This is a genomic window from Nesterenkonia sp. F (assembly GCF_000220985.1).
Lineage (GTDB): Bacteria > Actinomycetota > Actinomycetes > Actinomycetales > Micrococcaceae > Nesterenkonia.
Genome location: NZ_AFRW01000001.1, coordinates 1 through 19027, shown reverse-complemented (window position 1 = coordinate 19027; position 19027 = coordinate 1). Strand labels below are relative to the sequence as shown.

Genomic DNA, 19027 nt, shown 5'->3' with positions numbered 1-19027 from the left:
GATGCGCGGCACTCCGCGCCCGCCGGTCGACGTCGCCGACTGTCTCGCCGAGGAGGGAGCCCCGGCCGCATGCGGCGCAGAAGCCGCCCAGATCGCGCCGGACGACCCGCTGGACGCGATGGACTCCCCTCCGGCGTGCACACGCTGGACATGACGGAGCACATCTGCCCCGAGATCACCGACGAGGGCATCTGCCCGGCGGTCGTCGGCGACGTGGCAGTGTGGCGCGACGACAGCCATCTCAGCACCTACTACGTCGAGTCGATGGTGCCCCTCCTGGAGCGGCGCCTCCCCGAGACGGTGCCGTCGCTCGATCCGTGAACGCCCTGCTCCGCCGCGCCGGCGCTGTGTTATAGAGTGGCCAGTCGGATCGCACGCCCATCATCGCGACCCGCCGCAGCGACCAGCCCGCGGCTCCAAGCAGTCGTCCCGGAGAGAGGACATCGTGAGCAGAAGCATCGAGACCGTCGGCGTCATCGGGCTGGGGTACATCGGCCTGCCGACGGCGGCCGTCCTCGCCGACGCCGGCGTGGAGACCATCGGCATGGACGTCTCGGCGCACACCGTGGAGGCGGTCAACGCCGGGCAGGTCCCGTTCGTCGAGCCCGGACTGCGCGAGGTCGTCGAGCGCGCCGTCTCCGCCGGGACGCTGTCGGCCTCCGCCGAGACCCCGGTCGCCGACGCCTACATCGTCGCAGTGCCGACGCCCTTCACCGAGGCCCACGCCGCGGATCTGTCCTACATCGAGGCCGCCGCCCGGGGCATCGCCCCGCATCTGACCGGCGGCGAGCTGGTCATCCTGGAGTCGACCTCGCCGCCCGGCGCCACCGAGCACATGGGGGCGACCATCCTGGCCGAGCGCCCGGACCTCGCCGCGGGCGACGTGCTGGTCGCCCACTGCCCCGAGCGCGTGCTCCCGGGCCGGATCATGGTCGAGATGGCCCAGAACGACCGGATCATCGGCGGCACCACGCCCGAGGCCGCCGCGGCCGCCCGCGACCTCTATGCCCGCTTCTGCCGCGGCGAGATGCTCCTCACCGACGCGCGGACCGCCGAGATGGCCAAGCTGGTGGAGAACAGCTTCCGCGACGTCAACATCGCCTTCGCCAACGAGCTCTCGGTCATCTGCGCGGAGATCGGGGTCGACGTCTGGGAGCTCATCGAGCTGGCGAACCACCATCCTCGGGTGAACATCCTGCAGCCCGGCCCCGGAGTCGGCGGCCACTGCATCGCGGTGGACCCGTGGTTCATCGTCGACGCCGCTCCGGAGTCGGCCCGGCTCATCCGCACCGCCCGGCAGACCAACGACGGCAAGCCGGAGTGGGTGCTGGGCCGCATCGAGCAGGCGCTGGAGCACCATGGTCCCGAGGCGACCGTGGCCCTGCTGGGACTGGCCTTCAAGCCGAACATCGACGACCTGCGCGAGTCGCCGTCGCTGCGGATCGCCGAGCGGCTCGTCGAGCGCGCCCCGGAGGCGACGATCCGGGCGGTCGAGCCGAACGTCGAGGAGCTGCCGGCCTCGCTGGCCGCGGCGGCCAACGTCACGCTGACCCCGGTCGAGGAGGCCCTGGACGCCGCCGACATCGTGGTGCTGCTCGTCGATCATCGCCAGTTCACCGAGATCCCCGCCGAGCGACTGGGCGAGGCCACCGTGATCGACACCCGCGGAGTCTGGCGCTGAGCCGCTGATCTCGCACGATGCGCCCCGGCGGGGTCCCCGAGCCCGGGGCGGCGACGGGGCGTCGCGCGGCCGGGGACGGCCGGGCTGTGCCACACTGGACGGGTGGATTCCGACGTTCTCACCCTTGTCATCATTCTGGCCGTGATCCTCGCCGCGGTGCTCGGCGTCCTGCTCGTCCGCGGCGGGAAGGTGCCCGAGGGCACCTACCCCGAGACCCGCGACGCCGACGACCGTCCCGACGGCGCGTCCGAGGACTCCTCGACGGCGGTCGCCGCGCCCGAGGACGAGGAGGCCGAGCCCCTCGCCGAACCGGAGCTCGCAGAGCCCGCCGAACCGGCGGAGCCCGCCGAGGAGACCACTCCCGCGCTGGAGACCCCCGAGCCGGTCGCCGGACGACTGGCCCGGCTGCGCGCCCGGCTGGTCAAGTCCAACAACGTCTTCGGCAAGTCGCTGCTGGCGCTGCTCTCCTCCGACGACATCGACGACGACGTCTGGGACGAGATCGAGGAGACGCTGCTCATGGCGGACCTCGGCACCGAGCCCACCACCGAGCTGCTCGACCGGCTGCGCGAGCGCGTGCGCGTCGAAGGCTCGAAGGACCCGGAGCGCGTGCGCACCATGCTGCGCGAAGAGCTCACCGCCCTGGTCGACCCCTCGATGGACCGCAGCCTGAACGTCGACGTCTCCGACCGGCCCTCGGTGGTGCTGGTCGTCGGCGTCAACGGCGTCGGCAAGACCACCACAGTGGGCAAGATGGCCCGCGTGCTGGTCGCCGAGGACAAGGACGTGGTGCTCGGCGCCGCCGACACCTTCCGCGCCGCGGCCGCCGAGCAGCTGACCACCTGGGGCTCCCGCGTGGGCGTGCCGACCGTCTCCTCCGACGTCGAGGGTGCCGACCCGGCCTCGGTCGCCTACGAGGCCGTCTCGGCGGGCATCGAGCACGAGTCCGACGTGGTGATGATCGACACCGCCGGACGTCTGCAGAACAAGGCCAACCTCATGGACGAGCTCGGCAAGGTCAAGCGCGTCGTGGAGAAGCAGTCCGAGGTCGACGAGGTCCTGCTCGTCCTCGACGCCACCACCGGGCAGAACGGCCTCAACCAGGCCAAGGTGTTCTCCGAGGTCGTCGACGTCACCGGCATCGTGCTGACCAAGCTCGACGGCACCGCCCGCGGCGGCATCGTCGTCGCGATCCAGCGCGAGCTGGGCGTGCCGGTGAAGCTCATCGGCCTCGGCGAGGGCCCCGACGACCTCGCACCCTTCGACGCCGACCAGTTCGTCGACGCGCTGCTTGAGGAGCGCTGAGCCGCCCGCCCTCGCCGCGACCGCCCCGCGCGGCCCGCTGATCTCACGCTCCCCGGCGCCCTCGTCCCACGACGGGCACCGGGGAGCGTGAGGTTTTACGCCGGGGAAACATCGAGGCGCTCCGGCCGAAACACGCCGCAGACACCATGGACTCCAAGCTCGCACCGGTGAGAGTCGCCGGTGAGACCAAGCTCCTGGAGGCACACATGGAACTCACATCTCTCGACGTCTGGGTGATCGTGGCGAGCGCGCTCGTGCTCCTCATGACGCCCGGCCTGGCATTCTTCTACGGCGGACTCTCCCAGGTGAAGTCCTCGGTGAACATGATGATGATGAGCTTCGCGGCCATCGGGCTCGTCGCCGTCGTCTGGGCGCTGTGGGGCTCCGCCGTGGCCGGCGGCGAGTCGGTCGGGGGCATCTTCGGCGATCCCAGCAGCGACATCGGGCTCTACCGGACGCTCGCCGAGGACCCGGCCGCGCTGATCGGCGTCGGCTTCGGCTCCACCTTCGCGATCCTCACCACGGCGCTGATCTCCGGCGCCGTCGCCGACCGGGCGAAGTTCTCCGCCTGGATGGTCTTCGTCCCCGTCTGGGTGACCCTGGTCTACTGCCCGCTGGCCTTCATGGTCTGGGGCGACGGCGGCCTGCTGGTCGCCGGAGGCGCCATCGGAGACAGCGTCGGCGAGGCCGTCGACTACGCCGGCGGACTGGTGGTCCACATGTGCGCCGGGCTGGCCGCGCTGGTGCTGGCCCTGATCCTGGGCAAGCGCAACAACTTCCACAAGCGCGAGACCCACCGCCCGCACAACACCCCGTTCGTGCTGCTGGGCGCCTCGATCCTCTGGTTCGGCTGGTTCGGCTTCAACGGCGGCGCGGCCTCCGAGGCCGGCGAGGCCGGCCTCATCTGGGTCAACACCCTGCTGGCCCCGGCCGCGGCGCTGGTGACCTGGCTGCTGACCGAGCGGGCCCGCGGCGGCAAGCCCACCGCACTGGGCGCGGCCTCGGGCATCGTCGCCGGCCTGGTGGCCATCACTCCGGCCTGCGCCCACGTCGATCCGGTCGGCGCGATCATCATCGGCGCGATCGCCGGCGCGGTCTGCTGCCTGGCGGTGGAGCTGAAGTACAAGCTCGGCTTCGACGACACCCTCGACGTCGTCGGCCTGCACTTCGTCGCCGGTCTCTGGGGCACGGTGGCCATCGGCCTGCTGGGCCGTTCGGAGCTGATCGACGGCGAGCGCGCCGGCATCTTCTACGGCGGAGGATTCTCGCTGATGGCCGCCCAGCTGGTCGCCGTCGTGGTCACCCTGGTCTTCACCGTGGTGATGACGCTGATCATCGCCTACGCGATCCACGGCATCATGGGCTTCCGCGTCTCCCGCGAGGTCGAGGAGGCCGGCATCGACGCCTCCGAGCACGAGGAGAGCGCCTACATCTTCGGCGAGGTCGACACCGCCGGCCAGGACTCTCCGGAGCGCGCGACCGCGCGATGACGCCGACTCGGTGAACTGCGTCCCCGCCGCGCGGGGAGGCTGACGGGGCCGGGAGACGAGCAGCACGCTCGACTCCGGCCCCGTCTGTGCGTCGAGTGGCGGCTCCCAGCGGCATCTTCCCCGGCGCCACGGCGTGTCGCCAGGCAGATGCTGCAGGGAGCCGCCACTCGATGCCCCCTGCCGATGTCCCATGCCGATTCCCGAACCCGGCGCCCGAATCCTCTTCCGCGTCCCCGCGCCTCAGCCGCCGGGCGGGGTGCGCCGCAGCGTCTCCGGAGCGGCCGACCAGGCCCCGGCGCCGATCAGCATCACCACGCCGGTCAGTCCGAAGGCCCAGCCGTAGCCGAGGTGGTCGACGATGAGTCCGCCCAGCAGCGGGCCGGTGATCGCCCCGAGATCCTGGGTCATCTGGAAGGTGGAGACCACCGGCCCCCCGTTGCGCCCCTCACCGACCACGTCGGCGATGGCGGCCTGCTGGGAAGGATTGACCAGCCCGGTGCCGGCCCCGGCCACCAGGCTCAGCAGGATCAGCACCCAGGGCTCCGGAGCGATGCCGTAGAGGCCGGTCATCACGCCGGCGACGAGCATCCCCACGATGATCGGCGGACGTCGGCCCCATCGGTCGCTGCGCTTGGAGAAGAACAGCACCGAGGCGACGTTGCCGCCGGCGAAGACCGCCAGCACGACGCCGGCCAGCTGGGAGGAGTCGACCAGCCAGCCCGCTCCGGCGAAGGCCGAGGCGGCGAAGAGCGGCACCATCGAATTGCGCATCCCGAACGTGGCCCAGCCGTTGGCGAAGCCGGCGGTGAGCACCGCCCGGTAGCTGGTGTTCCGCCAGGCCTCGGACAGCGTCGCCTTCTCCCGGGTGTCGGCGCGGCCGCGGTCCTCGAGGCGTGAGCGCCGGAGCATGAAGAACACGATCATCGCCGCGACCACCAGGGCGGCGCCGTAGACCAGGAACGGCACATGGGGCCCGAAGACCAGCAGGCCGGAGCCGACCAGCGGGCCGACGACGTTGCCGATGAGGAAGGCCGAGGCATAGGCGCCGGAGACGCGGCCGCGGATCTGCGGCGGCGACTTGCGCGCCAGATAGGTCATCGCCGAGACGGTGAAGAAGGTCGAGCCGATGCCGCCGACCGCGCGGAAGAGCAGCAGCGTCTCATAGGTCGGTGCGTAGGCAGTGGCCAGCATCGAGGCCGCGACGATCAGCAGCCCGACCACGTAGACCGGAGTCTCGCCCAGCTTCTGGGTCAGCCGCCCGGAGACCGGGGCGAAGGTCAGGCGGAACAGTCCGAAGGCCGAGACGACCGCCGAGACGGCCATCGCCGAGACGCCGAAGCGCGAGGCGTACTGCGGCAGGATCGGGGCGACGATGCCGAAGCCGATGGCGACCACGAAGGCCGCGAGGATCAGCACCTTCAGCTCCGACGGGATGGGGATGCGGGCCTGCTCCCCGACGGTCGTCGCGTCGGGGCTCGTGTCGGGGCTCGTGTCCGGGGACCCGTCGGGGCCGCCGTCCGGGCTCTCCTCCGGCTCCTCGCCGGGTCTGCTGCGCAGTCCGCCGCCGGACATCGACACGCTCCTGGGGTCTCGGGGGATCAGCTCTCACGCCGCCGTCGCGACGGCGGACACCTGGTGGACAACGGCGCGACGCGCCGCGGTGTTCCCGGCATGCCGCCGCCTCCGGCGGACGCCGACGTTCACCGCCCGGCCACGGCCTGCGCGGAGTCGGGGGCCTCCACCGGCGCGCCAGCAGGCTCGCCGACGTCGTCCCCGGCCTCGCGGCGCCCGGGGTCCAGCCGCTGCGAGATCACCCGGGTCGAGCCGTCCTGGCGCATCGAGACGCCGTAGAGCGCGTCGGCGACCTCCATGGTGCGCTTCTGGTGGGTGATGACGATCAGCTGCGAGGACTCGCGCAGCTCCTCGAAGATCACCAGCAGCCGCGAGAGGTTGGTGTCGTCCAGCGCGGCCTCGACCTCGTCCATGACGTAGAACGGGCTCGGCCGGGCTTTGAAGATCGCCACCAGCAGCGCGACCGCCGTCAGCGAGCGCTCTCCGCCGGAGAGCAGCGAGAGCCGGCGGATCCGTTTGCCCGGCGGCCGCGCGTGGACCTCGATGCCGGTGTTGAGCATGTCCTCGGGATGAGTCAGCTCCAGCTTCCCCTCGCCGCCGGGGAACAGCCGGGCGAAGACCCGCTCGAACTGCTCGGCGGTGTCTCGCCAGGCCTCGGTGAAGACTCGCTCCACGGTCTGGTCGACCTCGGCGATGATGTCCATCAGATCCTGCCGGGACTTCTGCAGGTCCTCCAGCTGCGACTGCAGGTAGCTGTGCCGCTCCTCCAGGGCCGCATGCTCCTCCAGGGCCAGCGGGTTGACCTTCCCCAGGGCCTTCAGATCCTTCCGGGCGCGGGCCAGGCGGGCCTCCTGCTCGGCGCGGTCGTAGGGGCGGCCGGCGGGCTCGGCGTCCTCTTCCTCCGCGTCTCCCCCTCCGGCGTCTGCCCCTCCGGTGTCTGCCCCGCCGGAGTCTGCCTCGGCCGCGTCGGGGTCAGGCACCGGCTGGTCCGGGCCGTAGTTCTCGATGAGGTACTCCGGGGTGAGGCTGAGCTCCTCATGTCCGCGCTGCTCGGCGGCCTCGAGGCGGTGCCGCAGCTCGGTGCGGGTCAGCTCGGCCTGGTGCAGCCGGGCGGTGACCTCGTCGAGCTCCTCGGCCTCGCGGGACCGGACGGCGCGACGCTCCTCGATGCGCCCGCTCAGCTCGCGGTGTCGGCTCCAGGCCGTCTCCTGGGCGCGCTGGGCCGAGGCGAGCACCGTGTCGAGCCGTTCGACGGCGGCCTCGGCCTCGGTCTGGATCTGCTCCGCCTCGCCGGCGCGCCGGCTGCGCCGCTCGGCGACGCGCCGCGCCTCCTCGCGCCGGGACTCCTCGGCGGCGGCGCTGCGGCGCAGCGAGGCCGCACGCTCCTGCAGCTGGGAGTGCTGCTCCTCGGCCGCGCGCAGCGCCAGGCGGGCGTCGACCTCCTCGCGCCGTCGGGCCGAGGCCTCCTCGGACAGTCGGTCCCGCTCGGCGGTGGAGGGCTCCTCGTCGACGTCGTCGGACTCGGCGGCCTGCAGCCGCGCCTGCGCCTCGTCGAGCTGCTCCTGGGCCTCGGCCCGCACGGCGGCGGCCGCCTCGATCTCGGCGCCGGTCTGGGCGATCCGCTCCTCGGCCCGGGAGAGCTCGGCGGAGAGCCGGCCGAGCTGCTCGGTGGTGGCGGTCAGCCGCGCGTCGTTGGCGTGCAGAGCCTCCAGCGCCTCATCCACGCGGGTCGCAGCCGCGGTGACCTGCGGCTCGCGCTCCTCGACAGCGGCGACGACTGCGGCGAGCTCCTCCTCGGCTCCCTGCAGCGTCTCGGTGAGCTCGTTGATCTGAGTGGTGATCGCCAGGTCGGAGTTCTCCAGCGCAGTGCCGCCGACCCGTTCGCCGGCGCGGAGGATCACCCCGGAGGAGGTGACCACGGCGGTGACGCCGTCGAGCGCGAGCAGCTCGGCGGGGTCGACGCGACCCTCGGGCCCGTCCCCCGCTGCGCTGTCCTTCGCGCCGTCGTCGGAGCCGTCGCCGTCGTCGACCAGCACCACGCCGGCCAGCAGCCGGTGCAGCGGCGCGGCCAGCTCGGCGTCGACGGTGACGGCCTCCAGCGCACGCAGTGATCCGGTCGGCAGGCTGACCTCCGCGGCCGGATCCCACCCTGCCGCGGCTCCCCCGGCACCCCCGGAGTCGGCGAGCGGGTGGACCAGGTGGGCGCGGCCGGCGTCCTGCTCGGCCAGCCAGCTCAGCGCAGCCTCGGCCGTCGGAGCGTCCTCCGCGACCAGGGCGGTGTCCAACGTCCCCAGACAGGTCGCCACGGCCTTCTCCCAGCCGCCGACGACGGCGAGCCGGTCGGCCAGCGGACCCAGCAGCCCCTCCGGGCGCCGGTCCTGCAGCGCGGCGGCGCCGTCGCGCGGCGTGCGGGCGGCCGACAGACCGGACAGCCGGGCGCGATACTCGCTGACCGAGGACTCCAGCCGCCGACGTCGCTCGAGCAGCTGCTCGTGCTGGCCGCGCAGCCGCTCGTAGTCGGCGTGGGCGCTCTCGTAGGCGGCGTCGAGGTCCTCCTCGCCGGTCTCGACCTCGGCGACCTGCTGCTCCAGGGTGGTGAACTCCGCCCGGGCGCGCTCCTGGTCGGTCTGCGCGGTCTCACGCTGCTCCTCGGCGCGGCGGCGACGAGCGTCGGCGGCGTCGATGCGTCCCTGGGCGGTGTCGACCCGGCCGCGCAGCGTCGCCAGACCCGCCCGCCGGTCGGCGACGGCGCGCAGCTGCTCGGTGAGCCGGTTCTCCTCCTCGCGCAGCGCCTGTTCGGCGGCCTCCCGCCGATCGCCGGTCTCGCGCAGCGTCTGGCCGGTGCCCTCCACGGCCGCCTTCTGCTCCTCGGCGTCGGCGCCGACCTGCTGCGCCTGGGCGCGCAGCTGCTCCGGGTCTCTGCCGGACGTGTCGACCACGGCCGACGCGTGCAGGCTGCGCGCACGCTCGGCGGCGACCGAGGCCACCGAGCGCAGCCGCTCCTGGGCCTGGGCCAGCCGGTGGTGGCCGGCGACCAGCTGCTCGGCGCGGCGCCGCTGGCCGCGGGCCTGCTCGTCGAGCCGGGAGATCTCGGCATCCTGCGCGGCCAGCGAGGCGCGCAGCTCCTCCGCCCGGGCGGTGTCGGCCTCCTCGCCCTGCCCGGACTCGTGCAGCGCCGTCGCCGCCTGGACCAGGTCGTCGGCGATCAGTCGGGACAGCGCATCGCGGACGTCGTGCTGGATGCGCTGGGCCCGGCGGGCGACTGTGGCCTGCCGTCCCAGCGGAGCCAGCTGGCGCGAGATCTCCGAGATCAGGTCCTGCAGCCGCTCGAGGTTGCCCTCCATGGAGTCGAGCTTGCGGACGGTGCGCTCCCGCCGACGACGGTGCTTGAGCACCCCGGCGGCCTCCTCGATGAAGCCGCGGCGCTGCTCGGGGGTCGCATGCAGGATCTGGTCCAGCTGGCCCTGGCCGACGATGACGTGCATCTCGCGGCCGAGGCCGGAGTCGGAGAGCAGCTCCTGGATGTCCAGCAGCCGACACTTCTGTCCGTTGATCGTGTATTCGCTGCCGCCGGTGCGGAACATCGTCCGCGAGATGGTGACCTCGGTGTACTCGATCGGCAGCACGCCGTCGGTGTTGTCGATGGTCAGCGAGACCTGGGCGCGGCCCAGCGGCTGGCGCTCGGCGGTGCCGGCGAAGATCACGTCCTCCATGGACCCGCCGCGCAGCGACTTCGCGCCCTGTTCGCCCATCACCCAGGCCAGCGCGTCGACCACGTTGGACTTGCCCGAGCCGTTGGGCCCGACCACGGCGGTCACGCCGGGCTCGAACTCGAAGGTGGTCGCCGAGGCGAAGGACTTGAAGCCACGGATCGTCAGCGTCTTCAGGTGCACGCTCGGCGCGCCTCCCTCCTCGGGGTCGTGGGCGGGGTCGTGGGCGGGATCCTCCCGGCGGTCAGGAGTGCGGAGCGAAGTCGGGCAGCCGTTCCCCGAGGCCGAAGAGCTTCTCGATCGCCGCGACGGTGCGCGCCGCGGCGTCGCCGTCGCCGTAGGGGTTCACCGCGTTGGCCATGGAGGCGTAGGCGGCCGGATCCTCGAAGAGCGCCGAGACCTCGGAGACCACACGGTCCTCGCCGGTGCCGATCAGCCGCACCGTGCCGGCGTCGACGGCTTCGGGGCGCTCGGTGTTCTCGCGCATCACCAGCACCGGCTTGCCCAGGCTCGGCGCCTCCTCCTGCACGCCGCCGGAGTCGGTGAGGACCACGGTGGCCAGGTTCATCAGTCGGGTGAACTCGCCGTAGGGCAGCGGCTCGGTGACGATGACGTTCTCATGTCCGGCCAGTGCGGGCAGGATCGCCTCGCGGACCACCGGGTTGCGGTGCGCCGGCAGCACGATCAGCTTCTCGGGGTGGCGCTCGGACAGCCGGGCGAGCGCCCGACCGACGCCCTCCATGGCCGCGCCCTGGTTCTCCCGGCGGTGGGTGGTCACCAGCAGCACGTCGCGGCCGGAGGCGGCCGCCTCCTCCAGCTGGGCGTCGGAGAAGGGCACCTGCTGCGCGGCGACCTCCAGCAGCGCGTCGATCACTGTATTTCCGGTGACCACGATGTCCTCGCCGGTGATCGCCTCGCGCTCCAGGTTCGCCCGCGACTGGGCCGTCGGTGCCAGGTGCAGCGCGGCGATCTGGGAGGTCATCCGACGGTTGGCCTCCTCCGGGAACGGGGAGGTCAGGTCGAAGGAGCGCAGCCCGGCCTCCGCGTGGATCACCGGGATGCCGCGGTAGAAGGCCGCCAGCGCACCGGCGGTGGTGGTCGTCGTGTCCCCCTGCACCACCACGGCGTCGGGCGTCTGCGCGTCGAAGAGCTCGTCGAGGCCGTCGACCGTGCGGGTGAGCACGCCGTTGAGCGTCTGGCGCGGCCGGATGATGTTCAGGTCATGGTCCGGGACGATGCCGAAGAGCTCGTTGACCTGATCGAGCATCTCGCGATGCTGGCCGGTCACCGTGACCTGACAGTCGAAGTGGTCGCTGGCGTCGAGCGCCTGGACGATCGGCGCCATCTTGATCGCCTCGGGCCGCGTGCCGTAGATGGGCATGATCCGTTTCACGGGCCCCATCCTACTCATCGGCGCTCTCCCGCCGGGGGCGACGCCCCGGAGCGCCCCGGCACGGTGCCTGGAGTCACGCGGTCGAACGCGACTCGCCGGGATCCGCCGAACACCCGGTGCGACGGGTCCTCGAGCGACGGCCCCTTGGTAGACTCGGGCGAGTCCGCTCCGCCGAGGAGGGACGGCGACGCCACGCGCCGCCCCCGCTCTGAAAGGTGCCCATGCGTAGGACCCTCCGCCTCGTCGCGAGCCGTCCCGTCGATGTCGACCGGCCGCTGCCGGGGAAGGAATGCTGACCGTGCCCCGCATGCGCCACACCGATCGAGCCTCGCGACAGACAGCATCCGAACCGACGACGCCGTCGGCCGATGTGCACGAGCCCGTGCGGGCGTTCCTGGCCGAGCACGGCGGGGGGACCCCGAACGACTACAGCGAGAGCCGGGGCCAGTCCACCACGAAGCTCCTCACTGCGGCCGCACGGCGCCGGAAGCTGGGCGTCAGCAAAGTCCATCGCAACCACCACGTCATCACCGGCGGCGGACGGGTCGTCGGGGGCTTCGTCGGTCACCTGACGAGCCTGGCCAGCGACGAGGCCGACCGCGCCGCCCTCTCCATCCCCCGGGTGCGCGGCCTGCTGGACCGGGCCGGGATCCCGATCCCGGAGGGACGCTCATTCGCTCCGGAGGAGCGCGACGCCGGTGCCGCCTGGTTCTCCGAACTCGGTGCCCTGACAGTGGTCAAGCCGGCCTTCTCGCAGGCCGGCGCGGGCATCAGCCGGAACGTCGGCGACGCCGCGGCGTTCGACGCCGCTTGGAAGGCGGCCGTCGCTCATCGCGGCGAGGTCGTCGGCGCCGATCCCGCCGTAGTCGTCGAGCGGCAGCACTCGGGCGTCGATCTGCGCGTGTTCGTCGTCGGCGAGGAGCTCGTCGCCGCCACGGCCCGGGTCCCGCTCTACCGCCTCGGCGACGGACGCCGCACGGTGCGCGAACTCGTCTCCGAAGCCGCACAGCACCGAGACGCCCACCCCCGGCTCGGTGAGCACCCTCACGACGCGCTCGCCCACGCGCAGCAAACCGGGCTATCTTTGGACGAAGTCTCTGAGCACAACCGCCCCTACCTGCTCGGCCAGGACGTTGCCGCTCCCGCCGGCGGCGTCACCGTGGACGTCACCGGAGTGCTCGGCAACGCGCTGCAGACCCTGGCAGTGGACGCGGTCTGGGCCGTTCCGGGATGCAAGGCCGCCAGCGTAGACATCCTCGCGCAAGGTATCGACGATGCCGACGACGCGGTCGTCCTCGACGTCGACACCCGTGCCGGAATCTCTGTGCACCACTTTCCGTGGGTCGGGCGACGTCGACACGTCGCCGAGGCAATCATTCGGCAGATGGTCTCCGTGTCCCGGGCGTGATCATTCCTGCCTAGACCGCCGCACACCGCGACGATGGGCATTCTCCCCACGTCCCGCACGTTCGACTCAGGAACCGGGGATCCCCAGCGTGCAGATTCCGACCGTCAAGCCCCCGAGCTAGACCTGTCGAGGACCCGGCCGAACCGTATCTCTGGATATGATCATCTGCCGCGAGCCCCGATCAAGATTCTGAGCCTCATCGGTGGAGACCGGTCACCGCCGCAGCGACACCCTCGCTGCGGCAGACCATCGCGACATCAGGTCCTACCCTTGAACGGCAAGGGAGCGGGCATTGTCGCTATACCGCCGCGAATACCGCCTATCGCCATAAGTCTAGGGCAGACGGGTCCGAGTTGATCACAGATATGCCGCCCTGTCAGCCTCCCAATCTGAGAGATACTCCGAGAACAAGTTCTCATTATCCTCGCGGATGCGGTCACGAATTTCATCGCGCTGTTCATCAGAAATCAAAACAGCTCGAGGGTGCGTGGCTGTCGAGTACTTCTGCTGAAGGAACTTTCGAAGAGTGTTCCGCCCATCCTTATCGAGAAGAGGGTTGATCACGCTGGCAATATCGAAAGCGTCCTGGGAGTAGCTCCTGTTAGCGCTTCGTCCCTCACTTTCATCCTGAGCAATCTCCAGGTCAGAAACATCAGATATTCCGAGCTCCGAAAGAAACGTTTGATAAAAGCTCGTTGCGCCGACCCGCTTGATAGATTCGTAGGGTACCGCCACGACATTCTCTCGCCCTATAACGCTGGCGATGTCATCGAGAACCCTTTTCCAAGAGAGATCGAATCCCATATACTTCGAAATGAAACCTTCAAGCCGTCGATCGTGTCCAAGGTGGACATGCTGCATAAACATGGATTCGATATAATCGACCTGGTTCCGAACATAAAGGATGACTTTGATATCATTGCCACCCACGATTTCGCACACATACTCCAGGCAGTCCCGAATATGCTGGTAGAATCGGGGATGGTTGAACGTCTCGAAGAAATCTTCAGTCGTCATCAGAACATTGTCAGACTTCCCTTCCAACAAACTAAGAAAAGACTCGCGATCTCTCTCGAGGTTGTTGGGTTTCCCGCCGTGCTGAATCGTGTCTCGAATCGATTCATGAAATTCGCTCTTCAGGATCGCCCGACGATGGACTCGGGTCAGGCCTCTCTCACGAAGAGTCTTCCCATCACGCCGGAGAGTAGTCTGCAACAGCGACGATGCCGTCTTGTGAGCACCTATATGGAGCGTGAGCGAACGGTGCACTGAGTTCCGCGAGTGTTGTTCAGAGGCGGGGTTCTGGGTCTGCTCATGCACGCTCACAGGACTGGTATCTCCTTGACTCTCGTCACCATTCTCCTGGGAGAAGTCTGACCCTCTCCCATCACGCCCCGCAAGTCCTAGCCCGCGGGCAAATCTCTCCATCATACTGGTCCCCTACTTCAGTAGTCCCACGCGAATCGTCCACAAAGCTCAGTCGGGACCGCACTCCGTCGCTTCCCTGCCCTCGACTTCCAGACGGCACGGCATGTGTGAACCAGCATACTCACGACCGGTACACCGAAGCAGTTCGGTTCTTAGCCTCCCTATATACCTCGGCATAGGACTCTCCAGTGGAGCTGATGTCACGCCCCTCGAGATTCGGGCGTTCGGACCGACTGGACTTGCGCAAGGCACCCACAGCCTCATCGACCGACTCGGCGGTGATCGGGCCGCTGTGTCGCATGACCCACCCCGCCCCGACGTCCTCGGCGAGTTGACGCGCCGCAGGCCCGTCAGGCATCAGAACCGGCCGGTCCATCGAAAGCACGGTGAAGAGCAGCCCCATGTCGTTGAGCGATTCGACCTCCGGGAGGATGACGAGCTCGGCGCCGTCGATCTCCCGAATCAGCTCCGCGTCCGAGAGCATCTCCGTGCGTGAGGAGACAGCCTCGCGATTCCGCCGGACAGCCCGAGACAATGTCGACGCGATGGTCGGATCCTCTTCGCCGACGACCCGGAGTGAGAGTCCTGGCGTGTCGGTGACGGAGAAGGTCTTGAGAGGCCCTTCGGCCGAACGTCCGACTCCGGCTCGAGCTATGCACAGCAACCGCCCCGGAACCTTCTCCCCCCGTGGATAACCCAGGAAGCGCTCCCGATGATGCGCATGCGGGATGAACGTCGTCCGCTGCGGATCAGGTGTCGGCGTCGCACGGTCCAACACGACGAACCTGTCGGTCGCTTGGTCGAGGAGGGCCGCAGCGGCATCCTGCCTCTCAGGGGAACCGATGACTGTCCGGATCAGGGCGATGCCTCGGCTCCGGACGTCCTCGACGATCTCCGTCGCGGCGGCGAATCGCTCCTCTGACGTCCGACGTCGCCCCCCGAGGAAGCCGGCCACGTCGTAGAAGTGGACGACGTCGACCTCACGGGGCCGATACGACCCCATGAAGAACGAGAACTCGTCCTCCGAGATGCCGTCGCCGACGATCTGATCGACGTAGGCAGTCATCGGCGCGGGAGGTCGATGGCCGATAGACACACGTAGTGGGGCCGGATCACCGGCGAGTGCATTCACATGAGTCACCAGCGCATCATATTAGAGTAGTGATGATGAGTGAAAACTTCCTGCAGGACGTATACATCCCACTGGGCGGCCAGGACGACAATCTCGGCGATTCCGCGCTGCGCGCCGCCTACTTCCGGGCAGCACAGGGGGCCGGACGCCGCTTCCACGTACAGCTTGGTGAACGCAGAACGACCGACTACCTCTCCGGGCTTCCGCTGCGGCCCGAGGATCTTCTGTATCGAACCGACGATTCCTGGATCAAGGCCAGCAAGAACACCTCACGGGCAGTACTGCTGTACTACGCCGGCGAGGTCACGCCGCGAGGCGGGATATACCCCCACCGGCATACCGCCATTCAGCTCCAGAAGGTTCTCGAGAACGGAGGCACGCTGATCGTCGCCGGCACGGGGCTCAAGGACCCCTCCGCCGTCGATGAGTCAACGTTCCACCCGATCCTGCGGGAGGCGTCAGTCGTGTCGTGGCGCGATCGCCCGTCGCGAGACGCCGCGGGCTTCGGCGGCGTCGCCCCGGACTGGGCGTACTCGCTAGGTACCGAGACAACCGACTGGACATCTCCGGAGTCTCGACGGCTGTTGGCCGTCTCGCTCCGCTACGACCGTCCCTGGCCGGATGAGGAGTGGCTCCAGGCCGTCCGTGATCTCGCCGCAGCCACCTCCACGCGCATCGTGACACTCGCTCAGGTCGCCCGCGATGCGCCTCGATCGGCACTGCTGGCCGAGAGTCTCGGGGGCGAGTATCTCGTGCCGCACAGCATGAGCCACGCTGATCTGGATGCGCATGCCCGCGACGTCTACGGGCGATCTCTGGCGGTCATCAGCGATCGGGCCCACGGCCTGATCATCGGCGCCACCGAGGGCGCCTGCCCGATCGGCTCGGCAGCCGACCCGCAGAAGATCGAACGACTGCTCGCGGCGGCCGGCCTCGGTGAACTCGTCGGACGCTACGATCAGCTCGCCGAATTCGGGGAGCGCCTCGAGTCTCAGCTCCCCACAGTAGCTCCGGCGATCGACGGGGCGCGCGCCGAGCTGGCCGACCTCGCGCTCCGCATCGATGTGGCTATGAAAGCCAGTCTGTAGCCCGCCCGCCGACCCATCTCCCCTCAATGTGCCGGACGTACCCGGCCGCGCAGAGCAGATAAGATGTCCGGAGCCTGACGCCGACCGCCCGGTCGCAGCGCATCTGCCGTCCTGCCCCCGACACTCACCGCACCGACGATGGAGCCCTCTTCTATGCACACTCCCTCACCTCTGGTATCGATCGTGATGCCGGTGTTCGACGACGAAGACTGGATCGCCGAGGCCTTGGAAAGCTGCCTGGCACAGACGCTGGACGAGATCGAGATCATCTGTGTCGACGATGCCTCCACGGACAGTACACCGGCGATCATCGAGCGGTACCAGCAGGACGACTCGCGTATCCGGCTCATCCGCCAGCCGGAGAACCGGTCTGCCTTCCAGGCCCGCAGAGAAGGTGTCCTGGCAGCGTCGGCGCCATACACGCTTTTCCTCGACGGCGACGATGAGCTCGATCCCCGCGCGGCGGTGAAGGCCGTCGCGAAGGCCCAAGCGACGGGAGCCGATCTCGTGGGCTTCGGCGTCGCCGTGCTCGGCCCGGACGGTCGGTCGGTCGGCGGCTACCAGAAGAGGTTGCAGCCCACCCATTCCGCCCTCGAGGGAACCGACATCCTGCGCACATTCTTCCCCGTGGGGAAGCGGGCCCAGGGCCAGCTCTGGCGCTTCCTCTTCAGCTCCCAGCTGCTGCGCGACGCGTATGACCTGTTCCCTGAGGACCTCGTACTGCCGCGAGTCAACGATCTGCCGATCACGTTCGTCGTCGCGGCCTCCGCGCAGCACTACGTGTCGATTCCCGATCACCTGTACCGCTACTACTTCCGCCGCGGCGGCAGCGGGCACCGCGTCGAGCGCCTCGAGCAGTTCGAGTTCTACGCCAGCAGCATCGACTCCGTGGAGAGTATGGCTCCGGCCGTCCGCGCTCTCGCCCGCCGGATCCCCGACCCGGAGCCGGTTCTCGACGGGTACGAGACCGCTCGCCGTTCGATGATCGGCAATGTCCTGGACTACCTCATCAAGAGCTCGAACACGGACCTGCACACCGCCTGCTTGCAGCACCTGCACGACCGTGTGCCGGCCACCGACGTAGTGTTGGCCGCGGCCGAATATGCCCCGGATGCCCTGATCCTGCTCTGCCAGCACGGTGCTCGCGTAGAGCTCGAGGACCGACCGGTCAGGAACGTGCTCCTGACGACGAAGGCTCTGACCACCGGAGGCGTCTCGCAAGTCCTCCTCGCCCAGGCGCACCACCTCTCCGAAGCCGGTTACAAGGTGACGATCGCCGCCCGTCGACCGAACAGCATCCTCGACGGGGTACCCGATGGTGTGGACTTCGTGGAAGTGACCGGCAGCATGCCCGAGCGCCTGCAGCAGTGGGCCGACATCTGCCGGGACCACGAGATCGACGTCATCATCGATCATCAAGTCCTCTACAGCAGGAACTGGGCGACCTATGCTCTTATGGCCCGCGGGCTCGGGGTGCCCACCATCGGCTGGATCCACAATTTCGCGATGCGACCGGTGTACAATCTGAAGGACCTGCTGTCGTTCATCGGACGTCGAGCCGACTCCCTGGCGATGCTCGTCACCCTGTCTGCGCTGGACACAGCCTTCTGGAAGCTCCGCGGTGTCTCCCACACTGCGTGGCTCCCCAACCCCCCGTCGTCCCTGCTACGCGAGACGGCGACGACGAACACGCCCAAGGCAGCTCCCCAGGACACGCTGCAGCTCGTCTGGTGGGGACGCCTCGAGGAGCACACCAAGCAGGTCTCCCATCTCATTGATGTCGCCGCCGAGCTCCGCAAGCTCGACGTCGACTTCAAGCTGTCGGTCATCGGACCTGACTGGGAGGACATGACGGCGGATCGTCTGGCCGCCATGGCCGCACGGCGCAAGGTCAGCAAGCAGGTCGACGTCGTCGGCCCCCTGCACGGCCAAGAGCTTCTCGACGCGATCGACGCGGCGCACGTCTTCGTCAGCACCAGCATCATCGAGGGCTACCAGCTGACCTTGGCCGAGGCTCAGGCTCGCGGACTTCCGGCGGCCATGTACGAGTTGCCGTGGCTGACGATCGTCCAGGACAACGAGGGCGTCGTCACCGCACCCCAGGGGGACGCCGAGACCCTCGCCCGTCGCATCGCCGAGATCAGCGAGGCCCCGGATCGCTACGCCGACCTGTCACAGGCCTCGCTCGACGCATCACGTCGTGCCCTCTCCCCCGACTTCTCGAAGCTCTACCAGCAGCTGATCACCGGAACGTTGCCGGAGGAGTTCTCGCCCGAGCCCACGATGGAGGACGCCCAGGAGATCCTGGAGTGGATGATCTTCTTCACGGAGCAGCATGCCGGCATGCGCGAGAAACTCGCCAAGGCCACCACGTCGAAGAAGTCCGCTACGAAGAACAAGCCCGCCGCAAAGAAGAAGCGCACCTCAAAGAACAAGAGCACCACGAAGAACAAGCGCACTACGAATATGCGTCCTGAGGCTCCCGCGAATTGGGCCAGCGGGAGCACCGGGAACAACCAGCCTCACGAGTCTGACCTCGTACTGCGCCTGCGGCCGGTCGCGCGCCGCGTCTATCGGCACGCGCCGTTCATGCGACCGGTGGGTCACCAGGTCAAGCGTGCCGGGGGCCGGGTGAAGCGCCGACTCAACCTCGATCTCTGAGCGGTGTAGCTCCGAACCGCTCGAGCCGCCGCACATAGGCGGCGCGGTCGCGCTCACGCTGCAGGAAGGCCGCTCCGCGGCGACGCTGGGCCTCGCGCTCGGCGTCGTCGCTCAGCCGTCGCAGCTCCTGGCCCACCTGCCCCGGCTCGCAGCAGATGA

At 69.4% G+C, this 19027-nt stretch carries 12 protein-coding genes; 7 read left to right on the top strand and 5 right to left on the bottom strand.

The genetic code is table 11. The features are described from left to right. Positions 1-150 precede the first annotated feature (150 nt). The 4 genes from GU5_RS17135 to GU5_RS0100045 all read left to right on the top strand — a co-directional run bounded on the left by GU5_RS17135 (position 151) and on the right by GU5_RS0100045 (position 4476). Entirely contained in the window at positions 151-321 is a 171-nt protein-coding gene (locus GU5_RS17135; RefSeq protein ID WP_158217706.1) for a hypothetical protein, read from the top strand. 124 nt (positions 322-445) lie between these two features. Continuing rightward, positions 446-1681 carry a UDP-N-acetyl-D-mannosamine dehydrogenase gene (wecC, locus tag GU5_RS0100055; RefSeq protein WP_010523538.1) on the top strand — a complete coding sequence of 412 codons (1236 nt, stop codon included), beginning with the start codon at positions 446-448 and terminating at the stop codon, positions 1679-1681. A 102-nt stretch (positions 1682-1783) separates the two neighbouring features. Beyond that, a complete protein-coding gene (gene ftsY / locus GU5_RS0100050) occupies positions 1784-2986 on the top strand; it encodes a signal recognition particle-docking protein FtsY (protein WP_010523537.1) in 1203 nt (400 codons plus the stop codon). Positions 2987-3192: 206 nt separating this feature from the next. Then, positions 3193-4476: an ammonium transporter gene (locus tag GU5_RS0100045; protein ID WP_033227605.1), complete on the top strand. Its 1284-nt coding sequence runs from the start codon at positions 3193-3195 to the stop codon at positions 4474-4476. Between the two features lie 240 nt (positions 4477-4716). Here the strand turns inward: GU5_RS0100045 and GU5_RS0100040 are convergent, their stop codons facing one another. The 3 genes from GU5_RS0100040 to wecB all read right to left on the bottom strand — a co-directional run bounded on the left by GU5_RS0100040 (position 4717) and on the right by wecB (position 11160). Beyond that, positions 4717-6048: an MFS transporter gene (locus GU5_RS0100040; RefSeq protein ID WP_010523535.1), complete on the bottom strand. Its 1332-nt coding sequence runs from the start codon at positions 6046-6048 to the stop codon at positions 4717-4719. A gap of 128 nt (positions 6049-6176) precedes the next feature. Continuing rightward, positions 6177-9941, bottom strand: a complete 3765-nt coding sequence (gene smc, locus GU5_RS13095) for a chromosome segregation protein SMC (protein ID WP_010523534.1) — start codon at positions 9939-9941, stop codon at positions 6177-6179. Between the two features lie 61 nt (positions 9942-10002). Next, positions 10003-11160 carry a non-hydrolyzing UDP-N-acetylglucosamine 2-epimerase gene (gene wecB / locus GU5_RS0100030; protein ID WP_010523533.1) on the bottom strand — a complete coding sequence of 386 codons (1158 nt, stop codon included), beginning with the start codon at positions 11158-11160 and terminating at the stop codon, positions 10003-10005. Between the two features lie 613 nt (positions 11161-11773). Here wecB and GU5_RS0100025 point away from each other — a divergent pair. Further along, the gene (locus tag GU5_RS0100025) at positions 11774-12559 is read left to right on the top strand and encodes a hypothetical protein (protein ID WP_139084229.1); all 786 of its coding nucleotides are present in this window, start codon (positions 11774-11776) and stop codon (positions 12557-12559) included. 357 nt (positions 12560-12916) lie between these two features. Here GU5_RS0100025 and GU5_RS16905 read toward each other — a convergent pair whose 3' ends face one another. Then, positions 12917-13885, bottom strand: a complete 969-nt coding sequence (locus tag GU5_RS16905) for a hypothetical protein (RefSeq protein ID WP_139084228.1) — start codon at positions 13883-13885, stop codon at positions 12917-12919. A 223-nt stretch (positions 13886-14108) separates the two neighbouring features. Then, complete coding sequence (locus GU5_RS0100020) at positions 14109-15053, bottom strand: hypothetical protein (RefSeq protein WP_010523531.1); 945 nt, start codon at positions 15051-15053, stop codon at positions 14109-14111. A 101-nt stretch (positions 15054-15154) separates the two neighbouring features. Here GU5_RS0100020 and GU5_RS0100015 point away from each other — a divergent pair, with 101 nt between their 5' ends. Both GU5_RS0100015 and GU5_RS0100010 read left to right on the top strand, forming a co-directional pair. Continuing rightward, on the top strand, positions 15155-16207 hold the full coding sequence (locus tag GU5_RS0100015) for a hypothetical protein (protein WP_139084227.1): 1053 nt from the start codon (positions 15155-15157) through the stop codon (positions 16205-16207). Positions 16208-16360: 153 nt separating this feature from the next. Next, a complete protein-coding gene (locus tag GU5_RS0100010; protein ID WP_010523529.1) occupies positions 16361-18868 on the top strand; it encodes a glycosyltransferase in 2508 nt (835 codons plus the stop codon). The last annotated feature ends 159 nt before the right edge of the window (positions 18869-19027 follow it).